Raw genomic sequence first — 17,480 nt, 5'->3', positions numbered from 1 at the left:
TATCTATCGGAAAAAGCTAATCTTTTGATTGATCCAGCAAATTGCGATGTGCAATCCTTGCTGTGCGCCGCTCATCGGCGCCGGGTGTGAGAACCCGAATTGATACCAGCGGGTCGCGTTATGGCGATCCGTAGGGCAGACGCATGCGTCTGGTCGGTCTGGTATCAGCCGGTTTCTCACCCCTGCGGGTCGCCGCCATCTGTCGGATTCCATTCCGAATGGCGCGAGGATTAAAGCCATGGAGGGGACGGCATGGATCACTCAGACAGCAACAAGAAAACCAGCATTCATGCGCAGCGTGCGTACTCGCTTATCCTGTCAGGCGTAGCCGAATGCGACACTGCGCTGGACCAGCGTCTGTTGCTCGACTCTCTCATCTGCCAGTGTGCGGTGTTCACTCGTATTCTGGGCGGTGAGCGTGAATTTTATGATTTGCTGGAGAAGCTGAAGCGTATCGATTTCGATGTGGCTGGCGATTTGATGCCTGCAACGCAGCACTAATGTTCGACTTCGTTGGAGCGGCGATACCTGGCAGGGTCTTGCATTTTTGACCGCTGGATATACAATTAAAATGTATATCTATGAAGGAGGTTCAGTATGCAAGTCGCAAAATGGGGAAACAGTCTCGCCGTTCGTCTCCCGGCCACGCTGGTGGAAGCGCTGGAGTTGCGTGAAGGGGACGATATCGAGATCATCGTGGATGATCCGCGCACGTTCGCGGTTCGCAAGAAACCCGGCGCCGATGTCTTGCTGGAGCGACTGCGCGCTTTCCGCGGCAAGCTGCCGGCAGATTTCCGCTTCAGCCGTGACGAAGCCAACGCCCGTGGCTAAGTTCAGGCACTTCCTCGACAGCAATGTGGTGCTTTACCTTCTGTCGAGCGATGCCGACAAGGCCGACAACGCGGAGGCGTTGCTGAAGGCTTCCCCGGTCATCAGCGTGCAGGTGCTCAACGAAGTGACGAACGTGTGCTTGCGCAAGCTTCAAATGAGCTGGGAAGAGATCGCCCAATTTCTGGAACTGGTGCGCAGCTTTTGCCGGGTCGTTCCGCTCACGGAGACGATTCACGATCAGGCCCGATGGGTGGCCGAACAGCATCGCCTGTCGTTCTACGACGCCTGCATCGTGGCGGCCGCAGCATCAGCCAATTGCAGCACGCTCTACAGCGAGGACATGAACCACGGGCAGATACTGGAAGACAGCTTGACCATCAGAAATCCGTTCGTAGTGAAATGATTGACCTCCAAAGAGGTTGAAGCGTTCGGTCCCTGTCATCAGGTTTGGCTCAAGCCGGCCTGAAGTGTGTTGGCCTGGGCTTCAAAATCAGCAGGACGACGCTTGCGGAAGGTTTCCAGGTTGCTGAGTTTCCAGCGCAAGGCAGGCAGTTCGGCAGCATGCTGACATTGCAGCAGCGACCAGTCGGGTTGCGCGAACGCAAGGCTTGCCAGAAACAGCTTGTGTGCTTCGCTCAGTCTGGTCGGCAGTTCTCTGCGAAGTCGAGAGCGGGCGTCGAGTAGCGTCTCCAGCGTACACGGGACTTCGGTCATGCCGACAAAGGCTCGTTCGTACTCGGCGCTGATGTCCTTGTCGTTGCCGAACAGCACTTCGTGGGTTGGCCGGTTATGGCCCGCCAGATAGATGACGAAGCACTCGACCATGCCCTCTGTGAGGCCTCCGGTCTCGTAAAGTTGCCATACATCGAACAGGTCCCGTGGATGCTGGCGATCCAGGGCGGCAACAAGTTTACCGGCATAGAGTTCGTCAGGGGCGAGGATTGGCGCCTCCAGCTCGACACCGAACAGTTCTCCCGTTCTGGCGCTCACCTGCCTTCGCTCGACAGGAAGCACCGTGCCGCGGAACACGACATTGACTTCGACCTTTACCTGGCTGGATTCGTTTTCGACGATCACCTTGGTATCGCCGAGATCCTTGCTCCGGATAAGACGTGTCTGCACGCCCAGTGGAGCCAGGCGCTCGCCAATCGCTGCCAGTTCCAGATTGATCGCCTGCAGGGCTTCATCGCGGGGAATCGCCCACGGTAGATACACCACATCGATATCGACGGACAGGCGCGGCATGTCCTGCACGAAAAGATTGATCGCGGTGCCGCCTTTCATGGCAAAGATGTCGTTGGCGAAGACGTCGGGTGCGACGGTGAGCAGAAGGCGAACGGTGTCCGCGTAAACTTTATCCATGGGGTTTCAGGCTCAGTATTGTTCCGTCATCGAGCCGGCTCATCCAGCGCTTGTTGCTACCGGTGCGGATCGGGTGTTGTGTCAGAAGAGTGTCGATATCCGCGACGTTCGTCTCGCGCGCCCAGGTCAGGAATAGCCGGACAGCTTTCACGCTGGTGCAGCAGGACAGGAGTTGTCCCAGAAGTTCCTTGCGAGGGGAGCGCAATCCGTCGAAGAGATTGCGGGCTTCCTCCAGGCTTTGCTTTACGCCGACCTCGTACAGCAATTCCAGGATGGCGCGTTCCGGAACGGACACCCGCAACCCTTCAGGCAGGCCTGGTGGGGTGGAAAGTGTCTTCTCGGCCAGTGCGGTTTCCGGCCAGTCGAACAGGTGGGCGTTGACATAGCGGGCTGGAAATCGTGATGAGAACCACTCGGGCAATGTGTAGCGGTTATCTCCCCACAGAACCAATGTTTCCCGGTTGCCCAGGTTGTGCCGGACCCCCTGTACGGCCAGGGCGCTTCTGCCGCCGACATGCAGGCCGGGCACGCGGCGCTGGAGGAACATGACTGCCCTGTGGACGCCGAACTCATCGTTTGGAAAGGCATAGACGCCCTGACCCAGCCGCACGAGCCAGCCGCTCTCGGCGTATCGGGCGGCAAGCTGCGGCGACACCCCGAACTGCTCCAGGGTGGAAAGGTCGAACGGCGCTCCCCGTGGCAAATCGGCTTGCAGTCGCTTGATTACCTGATGACGTATTTTTCCAATCATAATATAAAAATATCACATAATTCAATCAATGCGAAGTGACTGACAGGAATGTCGCATGAAAAATAGCTTCATGGTATATTTTTCCTGCAAAATCTAATCTGACTGCTGTAGGTCGCAATTTTTCGTGCGCTGATCAGCCCGATCGTGCAACGAGTAGCCGTCGTCGCTGGACGTCGATCTGTCTTGCATTCTCATTAGTCAATGACTAATATGTCATCAATGACTGACGGAGGTGTGCTATGGCGATGACGACAATGACCATCCGCAATATTGATGAGGCGTTGAAGGCGCGTCTCCGCGTACAGGCCGCCCAGCACGGCCGCTCGATGGAGGATGAGGCGCGCGACATTTTGCGGGCCGCGTTGTCTACCGAGACTTCGCGTGGGAGTTCTCTGGTCGAGGCAATCCGTGCGCGGGTGGAGCCATTGGGTGGGATCGATCTGGAACTGCCGGGCCGAGAGGCCATCCGCAACCCGCCGGAGTTGGGTGCATGATTGTCCTGGATACCAATGTTCTGTCCGAAACACTTCGGCCCGCTCCAGATGCGCTTGCCTTGGCGTGGCTGGCAGAGCAACCTCGCTCAGCGCTGTTCACCACGACAGTGACGCGGGCGGAACTGCTATACGGAGCTCGCCTGCTGCCGGATGGTCAGCGCAAAGCCGCGCTGCTGGACGCGATCCACGGGATATTCGCTTCGGATATGACCGGGCAGGTGCTGGGCTTCGACAATGATGCAGCCGATGCCTACGCGGAAATCGCAACGTCACGCAAACTGGCGGGCAAGCCAATCAGCCAGTTCGACGCCATGATCGCGGCGATCGCAAAGTCGCGAGGCGCAGGCCTGGCAACCCGCAACGTCAAGGACTTCGCGGACTGTGGCATCACGGTAGTCGACCCGTGGAAGCGTAGATGACGCTATTAGATAATGAACAAAGCTCCCTTGCGGAGGTCTGATGCAAGGAGGAAGAGCCTCCAATCCGTCTGCGAACGACACAGGAAGATATTTCACCCATGAACTGATGCAGAAGTGAGAACGAGGATATGACCATGGCAACGCACGCACACAACAAACGATGGGCCTACCGGCTCGGTAGTGGCATGGGGCGTGCCTGGCGTGGTTATACACGGTTGGAAAAGAAGGTTGCTCGCCGGCTGGTTGCGCAAGGCGTCCCCGGACTGCTAGCGTCGGCTCTCCCGTGGCTTGCCAGGCTCGCGGTGCTTGGCGTTCTCCTCTACGTTGCGTTCTGGCTGGCTTTGCCGCTCCTGTTTGCTGTCGCAGTTGCCTGGTCAACTGGGTGTGGTGCTGATGCAGAGGAAGATGACTGGCCATTCATCGATCTGCACGAACTCCGGAAGACCCCCGGATATGATCCGGTGCCCTATAACGACTTCGACCACCCTGATTTCCCCGATGAAAAAGACCTTTGAGCAGAGGATTACTTCAGCTTGCTGGAGATGACTCCAGCCCCCTTTGAACCGGCCTGTGTGGCGCCCTTGGTTCCTTCTGCAAGACCTTGAATCGAGTAGCCGGCACGAATCCCGACCCAGCCAAGTCCGGTAAGCCAGAATGCTGGCAATACCAAGAACATCGTCGCCATGACGAAGTTCAACAGCAGATCCCCGAACGCATTGTTCAGCCCCATCACCGGATCGAAATTGGTCATCGGACGGTTGTAGCCCCATCCCCAGCCATAGAGTGCGTCCAGGATCGTGGAATCGACCCAGCGTGCCAATTGGAACCAGAAGTCGACGAAGAACAGTGCGAACTGCACCACGCTCACCGTGACGAGGGTTTTCAGGTCGTAGGTGCCGATCACCAGCACGAGCGGAATGCAGATCACGAGCGCCATCTTGAGCAGCGATAGCGTCATGGGTAAAGCCTGGCGCATGACATCCATCGCAGGAAAAAGTCCGATGGCGCCGACCGCCATTCCCACGTCTCCCGCAGCCCGCGTAACGACATTCGGCAAGGTCTTGTCGATCTGTCCACCGTAATCGGTGTAGACCGAGCCCTGGTTCAGCTTCTGCTGCCGTGGGGCGGCGATGGCGCGGATCACGGAATCGTCCAGTTCGGTCCTGGAGATGAAACCGGCCCAGTTCGCCATGCGCGAAAGCAGATTGGGATCGACCTGAGCCAGCAGGCGCGCGCGCAGGCCGGTTGAGCCATCCGACCACCATTCCCGGCAGTTCGGGTATCCGGCCCCACTCGGCACCTCGGTCAACCCCGCATCCCGGCTCTCATCGTAAGGCCAGGACTCGCGAGGCGTACTGGAACGATAGGTGTCGTAGAAGCCCGGCGTGTCGACAAAGTAGTTGGAGCCGATCCAACTGACGTCCGCCATCTGCTCCTCGCTGAGGTTCGGCCGGTTCATGAACAACTTGGCCCGCGCCGGGCCGTAGCAGTTGAGTGCGAAATCCGTCACCTCCTGAGCCAGCAGGGGATCGTCGATACGGGTGTTGTCGATGTCCATCCTCATCTGCCGCAGGTCCGTTCCGCACGGGATCGCCGCGACGGCGGCGCTCGTGACCGCCTTAGAGATCGAGTGCATGAAGAACCACCAGACCGGCACTTTGGCGGACTGGTTGTTGAGCGTGGTGAATGACTGGCCCCAGCCGGTATCGCTGGGTGCGGGAACGTTCACCTGGCACTGGCTGGAGCGGGACTGGTCGAAGCTGATGGTGTTCAGATCCACGTCGATGAACGGAATGCCGGCGAACATGATCACGACGATGGCGACGAACACCCGGTTTTCTATCCGCATCGAGGAGAGCACGCCCTTGTTGCCTTCGTCGGCCCCTTCCGCACGCGCCTTCAGCCACTCCTGAATCACGATGGCGAGAAACGGAAGCGCGAACAGGCCGCTGGCGACCAGAACCGACCAGATGCCGTTGTGGACGATCCACCCGACGAGGGTGAGGTAATACTCCAGGTAGTCGGACGTGTAGAGCGTCATCGTGTCCTCCGCCCTAATTGGATTGCAGCATCAAGCTGCCTTCGAGAACGGCCAGAGCCGCCACACCGGCGATTTCGACACGGATGAGGCGTTCATGCGATTCCGTGTCGGGTTCGCGCGCCAGAACCCGTTTGCGCATCCATCGCCATCCCCAGGCGATGCCCACGTAGAGCAGCAGGCGCCAGGCCAGGAAATATCCGGTATGGTCGTCCATCCAGCGCTCCCACCTCTCGATGCTGCCCAGCACACGGATGCCGATCACGTTGATGGCGATCGCCACAACGAGCAACAGGACCGTCCAGAGCAGTGCGTAACCGACACGGCGATTGAACAGCCACCGCATGCGAAGCCAGGCCGGGATCATGGATTGCTTCCTCCCGATTGCGAACGCTGCAACTCGTCGAGGCGATTGGGGATGGGATCGCCCTGGTAGACGCCGCGCGAACCTGCGGCCCGGGTGCTGTGGCGCTGGATGATCTGCATCGGGGAGTTGTTGGCCAACTCACGGCGCAGTTCGAGCTCGGTCTTGAGGTTGTTGATCTCGCGATCGAGAATGTCGCTCTCCTGCGTGACCGCATCCTGGGCCATTTCGTTCGCGGCCACATTCGGCTCCATCCGTCCGGTCAGCAGCGTGCGCTGAAGCAGCAAGGCTTTTTCCAGCACGCTGGCGAGCGCAACTTCGGAAGCGAGGCGCCTTGCCAGGATGTCCTGATCCGGCTCATCCCGAAGCGCTTCGATCACGCCGCGGGTGATCGGCAGGGACGTGCTGCTTGCTTTCTGCAGATTGTCGAAGCTCATCGACTGGCTGCCCGAGATCAGTTCCTGCAGGCTTTCCAGCTTGGTCTCGTATTCTTCCTGGATGAGCGGGGTCAGCCCGACGCCGGGCGTGGTCTGCGTCTTGGTGCAGCTTTCGCAGGTGCGCTGCTCCTGCTCGCCCAGGACACGAGTGGCCCAGGTGACCGCAGCCTGCGGAGAACTCCAGGTCTGGCACGTCAGCCGGTCGCCGCAACTGCCGGAATCGATGGACGAGGTGTCATCGACGCTACGGCCGTTGACCAGGTTGTAGCCGGCGCGCGTCACGTCAGCGACCACGCGAATAGGCGCCTGGCCCGAACCGCCGGCATTGTCGCCTCCGACCCATGGCACGCCCTCATTGCCCTTGCTGCTCTCCGCCTCCTCGATCGCGGAAACCGCATCGGTGCTGGCAACCGCCTTCTTGAGCGCCATGCCTTCCGCGAGTTGGTCCCAGCCGAGCTGGCCACCGGCCATGTCGGCCATCCTGTTCGCGATCGCCCTGCAGGTGAGCTTCGAGCGGTCGAAATCGAGCCTGGCTTGCAGGACGCCGTTGGTGAGCAGGTTATAGAGACCGGGATCGGCGCGCTGGATGATCAGCGCAGGCAGCGAAGCCACCGCGCTGGTGGCGTTCTGGATCACGTTTGACATGATGGTCTGGAACCCGTTGGTGATGCCATTCAACTGGTTCTGCAGCGTGGTGGTGAGGCTCATGTCGCCGCAAATGAGGTTGCTGTTCCAGCCAACGCCAACGCCGATCGAGCGCATGTTGGCCGCGCCCGTCATCGATACGGCCCGGCCGCCGCCGATGCTGTACAGCACATCGTCGCCAATCACGCTGCCGCGATGCTGCAGGCCGTAATCGTTGACGCTCGTCTGGGCGACGGCGCCAGAGCATGCCGCCGTCAGCGCGCAAACGAGCAGGCCCCGGCGGAGATGCTTGTGGACGGCAGGAGTGGGAGAACGTGAAGTCATCTCAGGAGCCTCCACCGAAGTCGACGCTGCCAAGGAAAGTCTGGCCCCGGCGCTGGCAGCAGCTGTAGGGCCGCCAGAGCGCCCAGGCGTAGTCACCTTGCTGAGCCTGGACGCGCTGGTTCGAATGGGGGAAGACGGCGCACGAGTTGGTCATCGTGGGCGTGAGTTCCTGCCACTTGCCCGTGGAGGCATCACCTTCGACAAGCTCGCCAGCGGGCCAGTAGCCGTCGCGAGCGGTGGCGAGCAGGGGCTGGTAGACGTGGATCTGGCCGCGGCGGGTGACGATATCGCCGGCGCGCTGCGCGACAACGGCTCCGCTCTTGTAGTCGTCGGTCTGATGCAGGAAGCCGCCCCGCGGGTAGACGGCACCCCACAGGTTGAGGGAGGTCCGCGCCCCGATCTCGCGCATGCCGGGGATCAGTGCTTCCGGATAGACGGCCTCCGGCACGTTGTAGCGCCAGGCTACCGTGTCGAGCGTGCTCAGCAGGTATGGCATGAAGGCCGTGCCGGCACCTTCGCAGGAATAGCCCGAAGCGCTGGCGAGCTGACCCAGGACCGAGCCGCCGGGGTGGCCGATCACGTCAGCGTTCTTGAATTTCGACAGGTTGTTTTCGTGGTCCTGGTTGGTCGTGCCATCTCCGCCGTCCTGCGCCGTGGTGTTCGGCATGCTCATGGCCCGCACTTCAAGCCACGGGTTCTCGCCAGTATTGGCGTAGCTGGATACCACCGCGTCCGGCACGTAGTGGCGCACTTTCACCGACGTCCGCACAGAGCAGCCGAAGGTGGTGCAGAAGAGCCAGTAGCAGATCCCGACGACCCTGTATTCGAGGCAGTCCGGAGACAGGGCCGAAGCCGTGATGGTGGCCGTGTTGAGTGCGAAGGCCGACGATGCGGTTCCAAGCATGAGGGCCGCAATTGCGGCGCGGAGACGACGCGCGCGTTTCATGGCTGCGTCCTCCGGTATGCCTCGATGCGGGCGACCGCCTTGGCTACGTCCGGTTCGCCGTAGATGACGTAGCGCCGGTCGACCACGACAGCGGGAACGGTGGAAATGGCGAGGCTCCAGGCATCGGCGACGCCCTGATAGGCGGAGGCAAGATCGCGTTGCAACTGGGTGCCGCCCTGCTTGAGGCGTTGCTGGACGATGGCCTGGGCGCGATGTGGATCAGCGGGCAGATCGGCCGCGAGGCTGGTCTCGATTTCCTGTGCTGCGTCGAGGCGGACGACATTGGCATTGTCGGCCGATTTCAGCGTGACGGACCGGTCGGTGAAGACCGTCACCTCGGCGGCGCTGGCCGCCTGGCTGGCCAGGGCGAGTGCAATGCACAAGGCGCTGGCTACCACCGATGGAAAGCGTATCGGCCCGGATTGGGTGCAAAACGGGTTGAGCATGTCCGGACTCCTGAAGCATGTTGCCGTTGTGGAGTCTCAGAGTTCATCCGGAACCTGCCCGCGGGTCAGTCAACAATCGGAAACCCGCGGTGCCCGCATTTAGCGTGTCTGGTCTAACACGATGGTCAGCGGAAGGAGGTCGATGCCGAGGTAGGGACGGCTACCCCGGCAGTGATGTCGCTCAGCACTGGCACCGTAGGCGCCGTGGTGATTGTCATGCGAGTCATGACATGCCTGTGCCTGACGACTGGCCGATCCTCGTGATGATCTCGGACAGATGTTCCACCACAGTCAAGTCTTCGGCGGCCTCCGCTGTCGCCGATGACGGACGAACCAGGAAACCATCGTGAGCCAGGCGCAGCATGGCAAGATCGTTGAAGGCGTCACCCGCGGCCAGAACATGGGAACCCTGTTTCAGCAGGCGAGCGACATGATCTTCCTTGCCATTGCGATCGGCCCACGTGCAGCCTGTGATCCAGTTGTCCGGATCTATCTTCAGCGAGTGGCAGAATGTCGCCGGAGAGCCCAGCGCATCGAGCAGGTTCCCCGCCAGCTCGTGGAAGCAATCCGAAACGATGTGTACCCGATAGCCGCCGTGCTGTTCAAGCTGGTGCAGGAAATCACGGGCTTCAGGGTATGGCTGGATATCGGCAAGGATGGCCTGCACGTCGCGAAGGCGCAGTCCATGTTTTCGCAGATGATCGATCCGCCAGCGCATCAGCGCCGGATAGTCCGGTTCTTCCCGCGTCGTGATGGACAGGGCCTCAACGCCGCTGGCCTTCGCGATCCGTGGCCACAGTTCCGGGATCAGCACGCCTTCGAGGTCGATACAGGCAATTCTCATCGCATCCCCCTCTCAAGCGCTGACGTTGGTGAAAGCCAGCGATGCACCCAGCGCGATCAGCGCGACCCCGATGATCCTGTCGACGGTGAGTTGATGGTTCAGCAGGCGACGGCGCATGGCGGGGGCCGCAAAGAAGAGCGCCACGATGCTGAACCAGATCCAGTGCGAAACGGACATGAACAGGCCGTAAGCGAAGTTGTGGCTCATGGGGCTGCCGGCATGGACGACCTGCGTATAGGTGGCGACAACGAAGAGCATGGTCTTCGGATTGAGCGCATTGGTCAGAAAGCCCATGCGGAAGGCCGCCAGCGATGATGGGGCGGAACCGGATGCTTCCTCCAGCTTCAGCACCGTTTTGTTGGTTAGGGACTTGTATCCGAGATAGATCAGGTAAGAGGCTCCCAGCACTTTCATGCCCAGGAACAGCAGGGGTGAATTGACGATCACCACCGCGATGCCCAGCACCGTGTACATCACATGGACCTGCACGCCGCAGGCAATGCCGAATGCCGAAATCAGGCCGGTGCGAGAGCCGAAGGCATAGCTGTTTCGGGTGACCATCGCGAAATCGGGACCGGGACTGATGACCGCCAGAATGGTGATGGTGGCTACTGCAATCAGTTCATTCATAGGTTTGGAACTCCATTGGGAGCCTGCGGAACGATCGGTTCGTTCCGCAGGCGGTCTCAGCGCTTGTTGAAGGTGATGACGAGGACGTCGCGATAGCCCAGCCGGGCTGGATCATCCGCAAGGATGGGCGTTACCCCATGCATCGTGCGTTCGTCATTGACGATGGCTGCGTCGAGAGAATCGGCCAGGGTGTAGCGGGCAAGTTCCTGGCGATCCCTGTCGTAGATGCCGGTCTCGCCATTGAGGACGTTGACACGGTTGACCAGCATCATGAAGACGAAGCTCACACCGTCCCGGTGGATGCCTCGGGAGTAGGCAATGCCTCCGCGCTGGTGGCAACGATCCGGAACTGATGAACTTCGATATGCCAATCGTTGAACGGCGCCAGGCCGCTGAACGTGACGCGGCACAGTTCCAGCGCCGACATCAAGACCTTGCCCGACGCGATCGATGGTTCGATGGGCGCGAAATGTCGGGCAATCCCGCCGTTGAGGGTGTTGTACGTGACGCTTTGGTAGTGAGGCTGCGGCGGCTCAAGCTGAACACCGGAAGCCGGCGTGGCGCTGTAAACGCCATGACGTCGAAACCGGTACGTCCCGCCGTCCTTCATGAACTGATCCTGTTCCAGGCGGTTCCAGCTCTCCTGGAACTCCGCCCAGTCGGCCAGCGCGCTTTCATCCTCAGCAGAGAGCAGCGATCGCACCGTTTCGGATGGCATTATGATGTAGTCCTTTTTGGCGATGATTTCGCACAGATCGTTTGTGCGGTCGTGGGCGCTGGCATGTTTCAGTTGCGTTTGCGCAATCGCTGCTTCAGACGTCGATTTCTCCATATCCCACCCCTGTATTTATGTTTTCATTGGGTTCTCGTGTTGTGCCTATTGAATTATTGAGTGCTTGTGCTGGAGAAAAAAGCGATTTATCTTGAGAGAAATCTGTCAGATTTCATCGCGTATATGAAACTTCCATCATTGGCTTCATTCCGCTTTTTCGAGGCGGCAGCACAAACCGGCAGCTTCGTGAAGGCGGCCGAGCAACTGCATGTGACGCACGGTGCGGTCAGCCGGCAGGTGCGGCTGCTGGAGGAGGCGCTGGGCGTCGAACTGTTCGAGCGGCGCAACCGGGCGATCTTCCTCAATGCGGCCGGACGCTCGTTGCACGCGACCACCTTCGCGGTGTTCGAACAGCTCGAAGGCGCTGTATACCGATTGCAGCAGTCTGCACGGGAAGAGGTGCTGGTGTTGTCCTGCGAGCCGACCATCGCCATGAAATGGCTGATCCCGCGGCTGCCCGCGTTTCACAAGCAGAACCCCGACATCAACTTGCATCTGGTCGCCGCCGGCGGACCGATCGACTTCGCGCGGGCGGGCGTCGATCTGGCGCTGCGCCGCGACGATTTCCGTTGGGGTCAGGACGTTCACGCAGAAAAAATCTGCGACGAGTGGATGGGCCCGGTCAGCAGGGCGAAGAAGAGCCGCAAAGAGCAACTGGATGGCGTGCGCCTCCTGCACTCGGGGACGCGGCCAAAGGCGTGGTCGACCTGGCAGCGGCTGTCAGGGGTTTCCACGAAGGGGAGTATCAGGGTCGACTACGAGCACTTCTACTTGTGTGTTCAGGCAGCGGTTTCGGGCCTGGGGATGGCGATGGTCTCGTTCCTGATGGTGCAGGACGAACTGCAGAGCGGGCAGTTGCACGCCCCCTACGGCTTCATCCGGGACGGGTCCTGCTATTGCCTGCTGTCGCCTCAACCACTCGACCAGGATGAAAAGCGCGCGCGTTTCAAGACCTGGTTGATGGCAGAGGCGGCTGCGAGCCTTTCCGCTATCAGGGAGTGAACCGGCAAGACCGGGACCTTCCTTGTGACGCCGGTCTGCGCGCCGGTTAGTGCTATACCGTCTGCTGACGCCGGTTCTGTTCGAAAACGTGAATGGTGTTGGTAAGCATCGCGGTATGAGCGAACAGATCCCGAGCCGAGTCGGATGATTCTCCAACCAGTTCCGCGTTCTGCATAGCGATACGTTCCAGGTCGACCACGGCCCGGCTGATCTGGGCAACACCCGTGCTTTGCTCCTGCGCGCTGGTCGATATTTCCGCTATCAGCGTGTTGACGCGCTCAACCTCTGATACGACATTCCCGATTGCAGTGCCGGCCTGTGCAGCAAGCTTCGAACCTTCGGCGGTCTGTTGCACGCTTTTGTCGATCAGGGCCTTGATGTCAGCTGCAGCAACTGCCGAGCGCTGCGCCAGACTGCGGACTTCTCCTGCCACGACTGCGAAACTTCTTCCCACTTCCCCCGCACGCGCCGCCTCGACGGCCGCGTTCAATGCCAGGATGTTCGTCTGGAAGGCTATGCTGTTGATCAGGTTGTTGATCTCGCCGATTTCCGTCGATGCGGCCGCGATACCCGCCATTGACTGAACAACCTTATTCACTACCTCCCTGCCTTGTTCGGCGGCATGCCGGGCGCCGGTCGACAGGTCACTGGCCGAGCGTGCATTGCCTGCGCTTTGCTCAACGGCAGCCGTGATCTGCTCTGCGGCGGCGGCAGTCTCATGCAGTCTGGCCTGCGTATCGCCAACGCGCCTGGCAAGATCCTCGTTGCCGTTGGCTACCTGCTCGCTGGATTGATGCAGGCCGCCGGTTTGTGTCGCCACATCGTCCACGAGTGATCGCAGGTTCAAGCCTGCCTGGTTGACCGCGCGCATGATCATTCCGATTTCATCGACGCGGTTCATGTTCATGTTGGCGCTGGGTTGCCCGGCAGCAGCAGCCTTCGCCTGATCGAGCGTTGCGATCAGTGGTTTTGCGATCCGCCTTTCCAGCCAGAGACCGGCAAGGCATGCGCCAGCGGTGGCGGACAACGCCGGCGCCAGCAGACTGTCCATGCCGCCGACCATCAGGCTACCTGCCACGGTCGATGCGACGACGCCTGCGAGGCCGAACCTGAGCCGCCAGCGCACCGGCATGATCTGCCCCCAGCGCATGCATCCCAGCAGACCGGTGCGAACGATCAGGCCCTTGTGGAAGGCCAGTCCGCGGGCAGTGCCTTTTGTAAACCGCCTGTACAGCGATGATGCGGCCTCGATTTCCACCCGATCGGGGCGTGTGCGCACCGACATGTAGCCTACGATCCCGCCGTCTCGCCGAATCGGGGTGACGTTTGCCCGAACCCAGTAGTAATCACCATTCGCCCGGCGGTTCTTCACCAGCGCCGTCCAGGCATCCCCGGCCTTGAGTGTCGCCCACATGTCGGCGAAGGCCTCTCTCGGCGTATCCCGGTGCCGAACGATATTGTGGGGCTGACCGAGGAGTTCATCGCGGGTGAAGCCGCTGACCCGAAGGAAGGCCTCATTGGCGTAGGTGACGTGGCTGCTCGTGTCGGTGGTAGACATCAGCGTTACGTCATCGGGAAATTCGAATTCCTGCTGAGAACTGGCGTGCGTTGCATATCCGCTAATCGAGTTTTGTTTCCAGCCGTCCGTTTTCGGCGCAGGCAGAGAGTGCCGTGTATCTAAAGTAGTTATTTTTTTATCCTCTTGGGAAAGGCAAACGAAAGAACGACAACGGCTCACCCTCGGTCCTTATCAATAACCGGGATGAGTATCGTTGGGTTCGGATGCCGGGCTTTTTGGGTAACGTGCGAAGGCCGACGTTCTGGACGTCGGATCACACCTAATTATAGGTGCCCGGTCTTGATTTCGCTGGGCGCAATTCTGTCAATAAGAATTGAGTCGCTGACTTTTCAGCGTGAATTTTAATTTCAACAGGTCATGATGACCAACGGATCATCGAAATAAAAGCAAAGTTTTTCGTCTGATTTAGTTAATGATGTCTATGGTAGAAGGGGCTATATTCAGTTTTGCTGCCGCTTTACCGGAGGATTGGTCTCGTTTTCCGAAGACGTCGGGAAAGGTAGTGGAGCGGAGGCGCTGACTGGATGATAGTCGAATCGCGTTCAAGATCTCCAACACCCTTGCCGATACATTATTCAAGATCGAAGACCACGCGATCTTTTATGCTCTGCCTATGAGGGGCATGCGCTTATTGGGGGGCAAGCAGGCTTCGATATCCGAGCGGATCTGCCTTACTCGAAAACCAACCTGCAGAGCCTGGCCATGACGACCGGGGTTCGGACGAAACACGGTCTCATACCGCAGAGACAGGGCCAGGAGCCACTGCTGCGGGCTTGTATGAAGGATGCGATGATGAAGATGGAAAGCCTGGTTCCTGATGGCAATCCCATACTGCTTCCTGCGCTGGAGCAGTCGATTGTGGCAGCAGTGCTTGTTGATGAGAACGATTGCGTCCTTTTCTTCAACCAGGCCGCCGAGCGGCTCTGGGGGTACGAACGCCACGAGGTCCTGGGAAAGAACATGCTTCCCCTGCTACCCAAGAGTCTTCATGGGGTCCATGGCGGCTACGTGCGCAAGAACCGTGAGGGCGGGTTGCCCAAGGTGGCTGGCATGAGCCGCGAAGTTCTCATGGAGCGCAAGGACGGCCAACAGGTGTGGGCCATGTTCTCACTGTCGAAGATCGACGTTGAGGGGCGAATCCACTACCTGGCGCTGGTGCGCGACGTATCGGATGAAGTTGCGATGCGAGAGCAGAACCGGATGCTGCTGATCGCGGTCAACAATACTGACCGTCCGGTGCTGGTCCTGAACGCAGAGCGACGGATCGCGCACGTCAATCGCGCGTTCACCGAACTTTGGGGATATGAGATGGATGAGGTGCTGGGGCGGGAGCCGTCCTCCTTCCTGACCAGCCCCAACATGCCCGAGGATGAATTCAGGCATTTTCATTCCCGACCATGGGGACAGCAGCCTTTGCAGGACGACGCCCTGGTCATTTCCAGGGATGGCAAGGAAACATGGATTCGCGTGTCCAGCACCCCTATTGCCGGCCATGACAACGATGGCTTTCGCGGGTACTCCGTCGATGTCATCACCGATATCACCGAGGAACGGCAAATCCGCGATCTGGAACGCGACGTACTGACGGCGTTGACCAGCAGCTTGTCGTTTGAAGAACTGGGTGATTATTTCTGCCGGAGGATCGAGTCGATCGCGCCGGGCGTGCTTGTCTCGGTCTGCCGCGTGGCGGCGCGCAAATTGCGGCCCTGGGCGGCGCCCAGCTTCCATGCATCCTATGGTCCGGATTGGGAAGGTGTCGAAATCGGAGAAGGCGTGGCTGGTTGCGGGACCGCGGCGCATCGCGGCGAACCGGTGATGGTCTACGACATCGAGACCGATCCCCTATGGGCTCCTTACAAGCATCAGATGTTGCCCCATGGCTACAAGGCTTGCTGGACCTATCCGGTCAAGCGCCGCGATGGCAGCGTCGCCGGAACGTTTGCGTTCTACTTCCGCCAGGGGGGGCATCCGGATACGCATCTTGAGCGTATCGCCGATGCCAGCGTCCACCTTTGCGCCCTGGCGATCGAGCGCGAGGAGAACCAGCAACGGGTCAATCAACTGGTTCGGTACGACATCCTCACCGGCCTGCCGAACCGAAGCCTGCTGCGTCAGCATATCGACGAGTTGCTCTTGTCCGGTCCTGGGCGGGAGATCGCTTTCTTCTATTTGGGGGTGGACCGTTTCAAAGACATCAACGAAACCCTCGGGCATGCTGCAGGTGACCTGTTGCTGGTGGAAATGGGCAATCGCCTCAACTCGCATCTGGATGACGGCCAATTCCTCGCTCGTGTCGAGGGCGATATGTTTGTGTTGGTCGTGCCTGATTGTAATGTACATCGGGCTGCACTTGTGGCCGATCATCTCCATGCGATAGCTTGTGAGCCGATGGATCTTTCGGGCTTTACCCTCGATCCGAAGGTCAGCATCGGCATAAGCGTATACCCCGAGAGCAGTCGCAATCGCGACGACTTGCTGCAAAACGCCAAGAGCGCGATGGGGCGGGTAAAGGCGGTCGGGGGAGGCTCTTCTCTGTTTTTCAGCTCAGGGATGAATCAACTGGCGCGCGACCGATTTCTGCTTGGGGCGGCTCTGCGACGGGCAATTGCCGGGAATTGCTTGCGCCTGGAGTACCAGCCGCAAGTCCGACCCGACAGCGGCGAACTCTATGGCCTGGAAGCGCTGGCACGCTGGCGTGATCCAGAGTTTGGTGTCATCCCGCCGAGCCGGTTCATCAGCCTCGCCGAGGAAATCGGGGAGATCGAAGCCATCGGCCGATGGGCGCTACGCGAGGCATGCCGGCAGATGGCTGCATGGCGTGATGAGGGGGTGCTGGTGCCAGTCGTATCGGTCAACCTGTCTCCCCTCAGTTTCCGAGGTGCTGGTCTGCCGGATTTCGTAGCCAGTCTTCTGCGCCAATATGCATTGCCTGGTGAGTGCCTGACCATCGAGATCACCGAGAGCGCCGCCATGGCGTTGACCGCCGGAATGCTGGAAGTCGTCCACGGCATCCGTGCGCTCGGTGTCGGTCTGTCGGTGGACGATTTCGGCACGGGCTTCTCCAGCCTCTCCAATCTGGCGAACCTGCCTGTCACCGAGGTCAAGATCGACCGCAGCTTCATCGACAAGTGCTTGCAGGAAAGTCGCCTTCAATCCCTGGTGATGGCCGTGATTGGCATTGGACAGAACCTGCATCTGACCGTAGTCGCAGAAGGCGTGGAAACCGAGGCGCAGCGGGAACTGCTCAAGGCGCACCATTGCCCGGTGATCCAGGGCTACCTGTTCTCTCGCCCGCTGGCTCCGGCTGACATTCCCAACTGGATAAGAAACGTGGTCGATGCCCCGGTGCGGGGCTAAAGGACGTCACGGCAAACTGAGGTGCCGGCAGGCGGCCGGTGTCTTTCGTCGGAAGAATGCGCGTCTCATCGATGCCTCATTGGGGGGCCCTCGCCTGAGCGTCCGCCGCCGCCTTCATCAGGTGCATCGCGCCCCCCGGCCAACGTCCCGAGGCGGGGCGAAAGTGCAACCAGGCAGAA

Annotated in this window: 18 protein-coding genes and 1 pseudogene; 8 read left to right on the top strand and 11 right to left on the bottom strand. The window is 60.0% G+C overall.

What is annotated here, in order from left to right:
• The first annotated feature begins 252 nt into the window (after positions 1-252).
• From ACWKWX_RS07310 to ACWKWX_RS07300, 3 genes are all read left to right on the top strand, one after another.
• Positions 253-501 carry a hypothetical protein gene (locus ACWKWX_RS07310; protein ID WP_483827368.1) on the top strand — a complete coding sequence of 83 codons (249 nt, stop codon included), beginning with the start codon at positions 253-255 and terminating at the stop codon, positions 499-501.
• Between the two features lie 96 nt (positions 502-597).
• Entirely contained in the window at positions 598-831 is a 234-nt protein-coding gene (locus tag ACWKWX_RS07305; RefSeq protein WP_483827367.1) for an AbrB/MazE/SpoVT family DNA-binding domain-containing protein, read from the top strand.
• Positions 824-1,234, top strand: coding sequence for a PIN domain-containing protein (locus ACWKWX_RS07300; protein WP_483827366.1), 411 nt, complete (start codon positions 824-826; stop codon positions 1,232-1,234). Before ACWKWX_RS07305 ends, ACWKWX_RS07300 begins: the two co-directional genes overlap by 8 nt.
• A gap of 38 nt (positions 1,235-1,272) precedes the next feature.
• On the opposite strand, the gene ACWKWX_RS07295 is transcribed toward ACWKWX_RS07300, so the two are convergent.
• Together ACWKWX_RS07295 and ACWKWX_RS07290 are read right to left on the bottom strand one after the other, a co-directional pair.
• The gene (locus tag ACWKWX_RS07295; protein WP_483827365.1) at positions 1,273-2,193 is read right to left on the bottom strand and encodes a nucleotidyl transferase AbiEii/AbiGii toxin family protein; all 921 of its coding nucleotides are present in this window, start codon (positions 2,191-2,193) and stop codon (positions 1,273-1,275) included.
• Positions 2,186-2,944, bottom strand: coding sequence for a type IV toxin-antitoxin system AbiEi family antitoxin domain-containing protein (locus tag ACWKWX_RS07290; RefSeq protein WP_483827364.1), 759 nt, complete (start codon positions 2,942-2,944; stop codon positions 2,186-2,188). Before ACWKWX_RS07290 ends, ACWKWX_RS07295 begins: the two co-directional genes overlap by 8 nt.
• A gap of 239 nt (positions 2,945-3,183) precedes the next feature.
• On the opposite strand from ACWKWX_RS07290, the gene ACWKWX_RS07285 reads away from it, so the two are divergent.
• From ACWKWX_RS07285 to ACWKWX_RS07275, 3 genes are all read left to right on the top strand, one after another.
• On the top strand, positions 3,184-3,438 hold the full coding sequence (locus tag ACWKWX_RS07285) for a FitA-like ribbon-helix-helix domain-containing protein (protein ID WP_483827363.1): 255 nt from the start codon (positions 3,184-3,186) through the stop codon (positions 3,436-3,438).
• Positions 3,435-3,857, top strand: a complete 423-nt coding sequence (locus ACWKWX_RS07280) for a PIN domain-containing protein (protein ID WP_483827362.1) — start codon at positions 3,435-3,437, stop codon at positions 3,855-3,857. Before ACWKWX_RS07285 ends, ACWKWX_RS07280 begins: the two co-directional genes overlap by 4 nt.
• Positions 3,858-3,991: 134 nt before the next feature.
• Positions 3,992-4,372 carry a DUF3742 family protein gene (locus tag ACWKWX_RS07275; RefSeq protein WP_483827361.1) on the top strand — a complete coding sequence of 127 codons (381 nt, stop codon included), beginning with the start codon at positions 3,992-3,994 and terminating at the stop codon, positions 4,370-4,372.
• Positions 4,373-4,380: 8 nt separating this feature from the next.
• Here the strand turns inward: ACWKWX_RS07275 and ACWKWX_RS07270 are convergent, their stop codons facing one another.
• The 8 genes and pseudogenes from ACWKWX_RS07270 to ACWKWX_RS07235 form a co-directional block, all read right to left on the bottom strand.
• Positions 4,381-5,898 (bottom strand): conjugal transfer protein TraG N-terminal domain-containing protein, encoded by a 1,518-nt coding sequence (locus tag ACWKWX_RS07270; RefSeq protein WP_483827360.1) that lies wholly within the window; start codon positions 5,896-5,898, stop codon positions 4,381-4,383.
• A 13-nt stretch (positions 5,899-5,911) separates the two neighbouring features.
• On the bottom strand, positions 5,912-6,262 hold the full coding sequence (locus ACWKWX_RS07265) for a hypothetical protein (RefSeq protein ID WP_483827359.1): 351 nt from the start codon (positions 6,260-6,262) through the stop codon (positions 5,912-5,914).
• A complete protein-coding gene (locus tag ACWKWX_RS07260; RefSeq protein ID WP_483827358.1) occupies positions 6,259-7,665 on the bottom strand; it encodes an integrating conjugative element protein in 1,407 nt (468 codons plus the stop codon). Before ACWKWX_RS07260 ends, ACWKWX_RS07265 begins: the two co-directional genes overlap by 4 nt.
• Position 7,666: 1 nt before the next feature.
• Entirely contained in the window at positions 7,667-8,611 is a 945-nt protein-coding gene (locus tag ACWKWX_RS07255; protein WP_483827357.1) for a TIGR03756 family integrating conjugative element protein, read from the bottom strand.
• Positions 8,608-9,057: a TIGR03757 family integrating conjugative element protein gene (locus tag ACWKWX_RS07250; protein ID WP_483827356.1), complete on the bottom strand. Its 450-nt coding sequence runs from the start codon at positions 9,055-9,057 to the stop codon at positions 8,608-8,610. Before ACWKWX_RS07250 ends, ACWKWX_RS07255 begins: the two co-directional genes overlap by 4 nt.
• 223 nt (positions 9,058-9,280) lie before the next feature.
• Positions 9,281-9,901, bottom strand: a complete 621-nt coding sequence (thrH, locus tag ACWKWX_RS07245) for a bifunctional phosphoserine phosphatase/homoserine phosphotransferase ThrH (protein WP_483827355.1) — start codon at positions 9,899-9,901, stop codon at positions 9,281-9,283.
• Positions 9,902-9,913: 12 nt separating this feature from the next.
• Positions 9,914-10,531, bottom strand: coding sequence for a LysE family translocator (locus tag ACWKWX_RS07240; protein ID WP_483827354.1), 618 nt, complete (start codon positions 10,529-10,531; stop codon positions 9,914-9,916).
• Positions 10,532-10,587: 56 nt separating this feature from the next.
• Positions 10,588-11,363: pseudogene (locus ACWKWX_RS07235) on the bottom strand (2OG-Fe dioxygenase family protein).
• 123 nt (positions 11,364-11,486) lie between these two features.
• Here ACWKWX_RS07235 and ACWKWX_RS07230 point away from each other — a divergent pair.
• Positions 11,487-12,365: a LysR substrate-binding domain-containing protein gene (locus ACWKWX_RS07230; RefSeq protein WP_483827438.1), complete on the top strand. Its 879-nt coding sequence runs from the start codon at positions 11,487-11,489 to the stop codon at positions 12,363-12,365.
• A gap of 52 nt (positions 12,366-12,417) precedes the next feature.
• On the opposite strand, the gene ACWKWX_RS07225 is transcribed toward ACWKWX_RS07230, so the two are convergent.
• Positions 12,418-13,923: a methyl-accepting chemotaxis protein gene (locus ACWKWX_RS07225; RefSeq protein ID WP_483827437.1), complete on the bottom strand. Its 1,506-nt coding sequence runs from the start codon at positions 13,921-13,923 to the stop codon at positions 12,418-12,420.
• Positions 13,924-14,736: 813 nt separating this feature from the next.
• Here ACWKWX_RS07225 and dosP point away from each other — a divergent pair.
• Complete coding sequence (gene dosP, locus ACWKWX_RS07220; RefSeq protein ID WP_483827353.1) at positions 14,737-17,301, top strand: oxygen-sensing cyclic-di-GMP phosphodiesterase DosP; 2,565 nt, start codon at positions 14,737-14,739, stop codon at positions 17,299-17,301.
• Positions 17,302-17,480 lie beyond the last annotated feature (179 nt).

It is taken from the genome of Pseudomonas imperatae, assembly GCF_057128625.1.
Note: the sequence above shows the minus strand (reverse complement) of the source record. Positions and strands in the feature narration are given on the sequence as shown.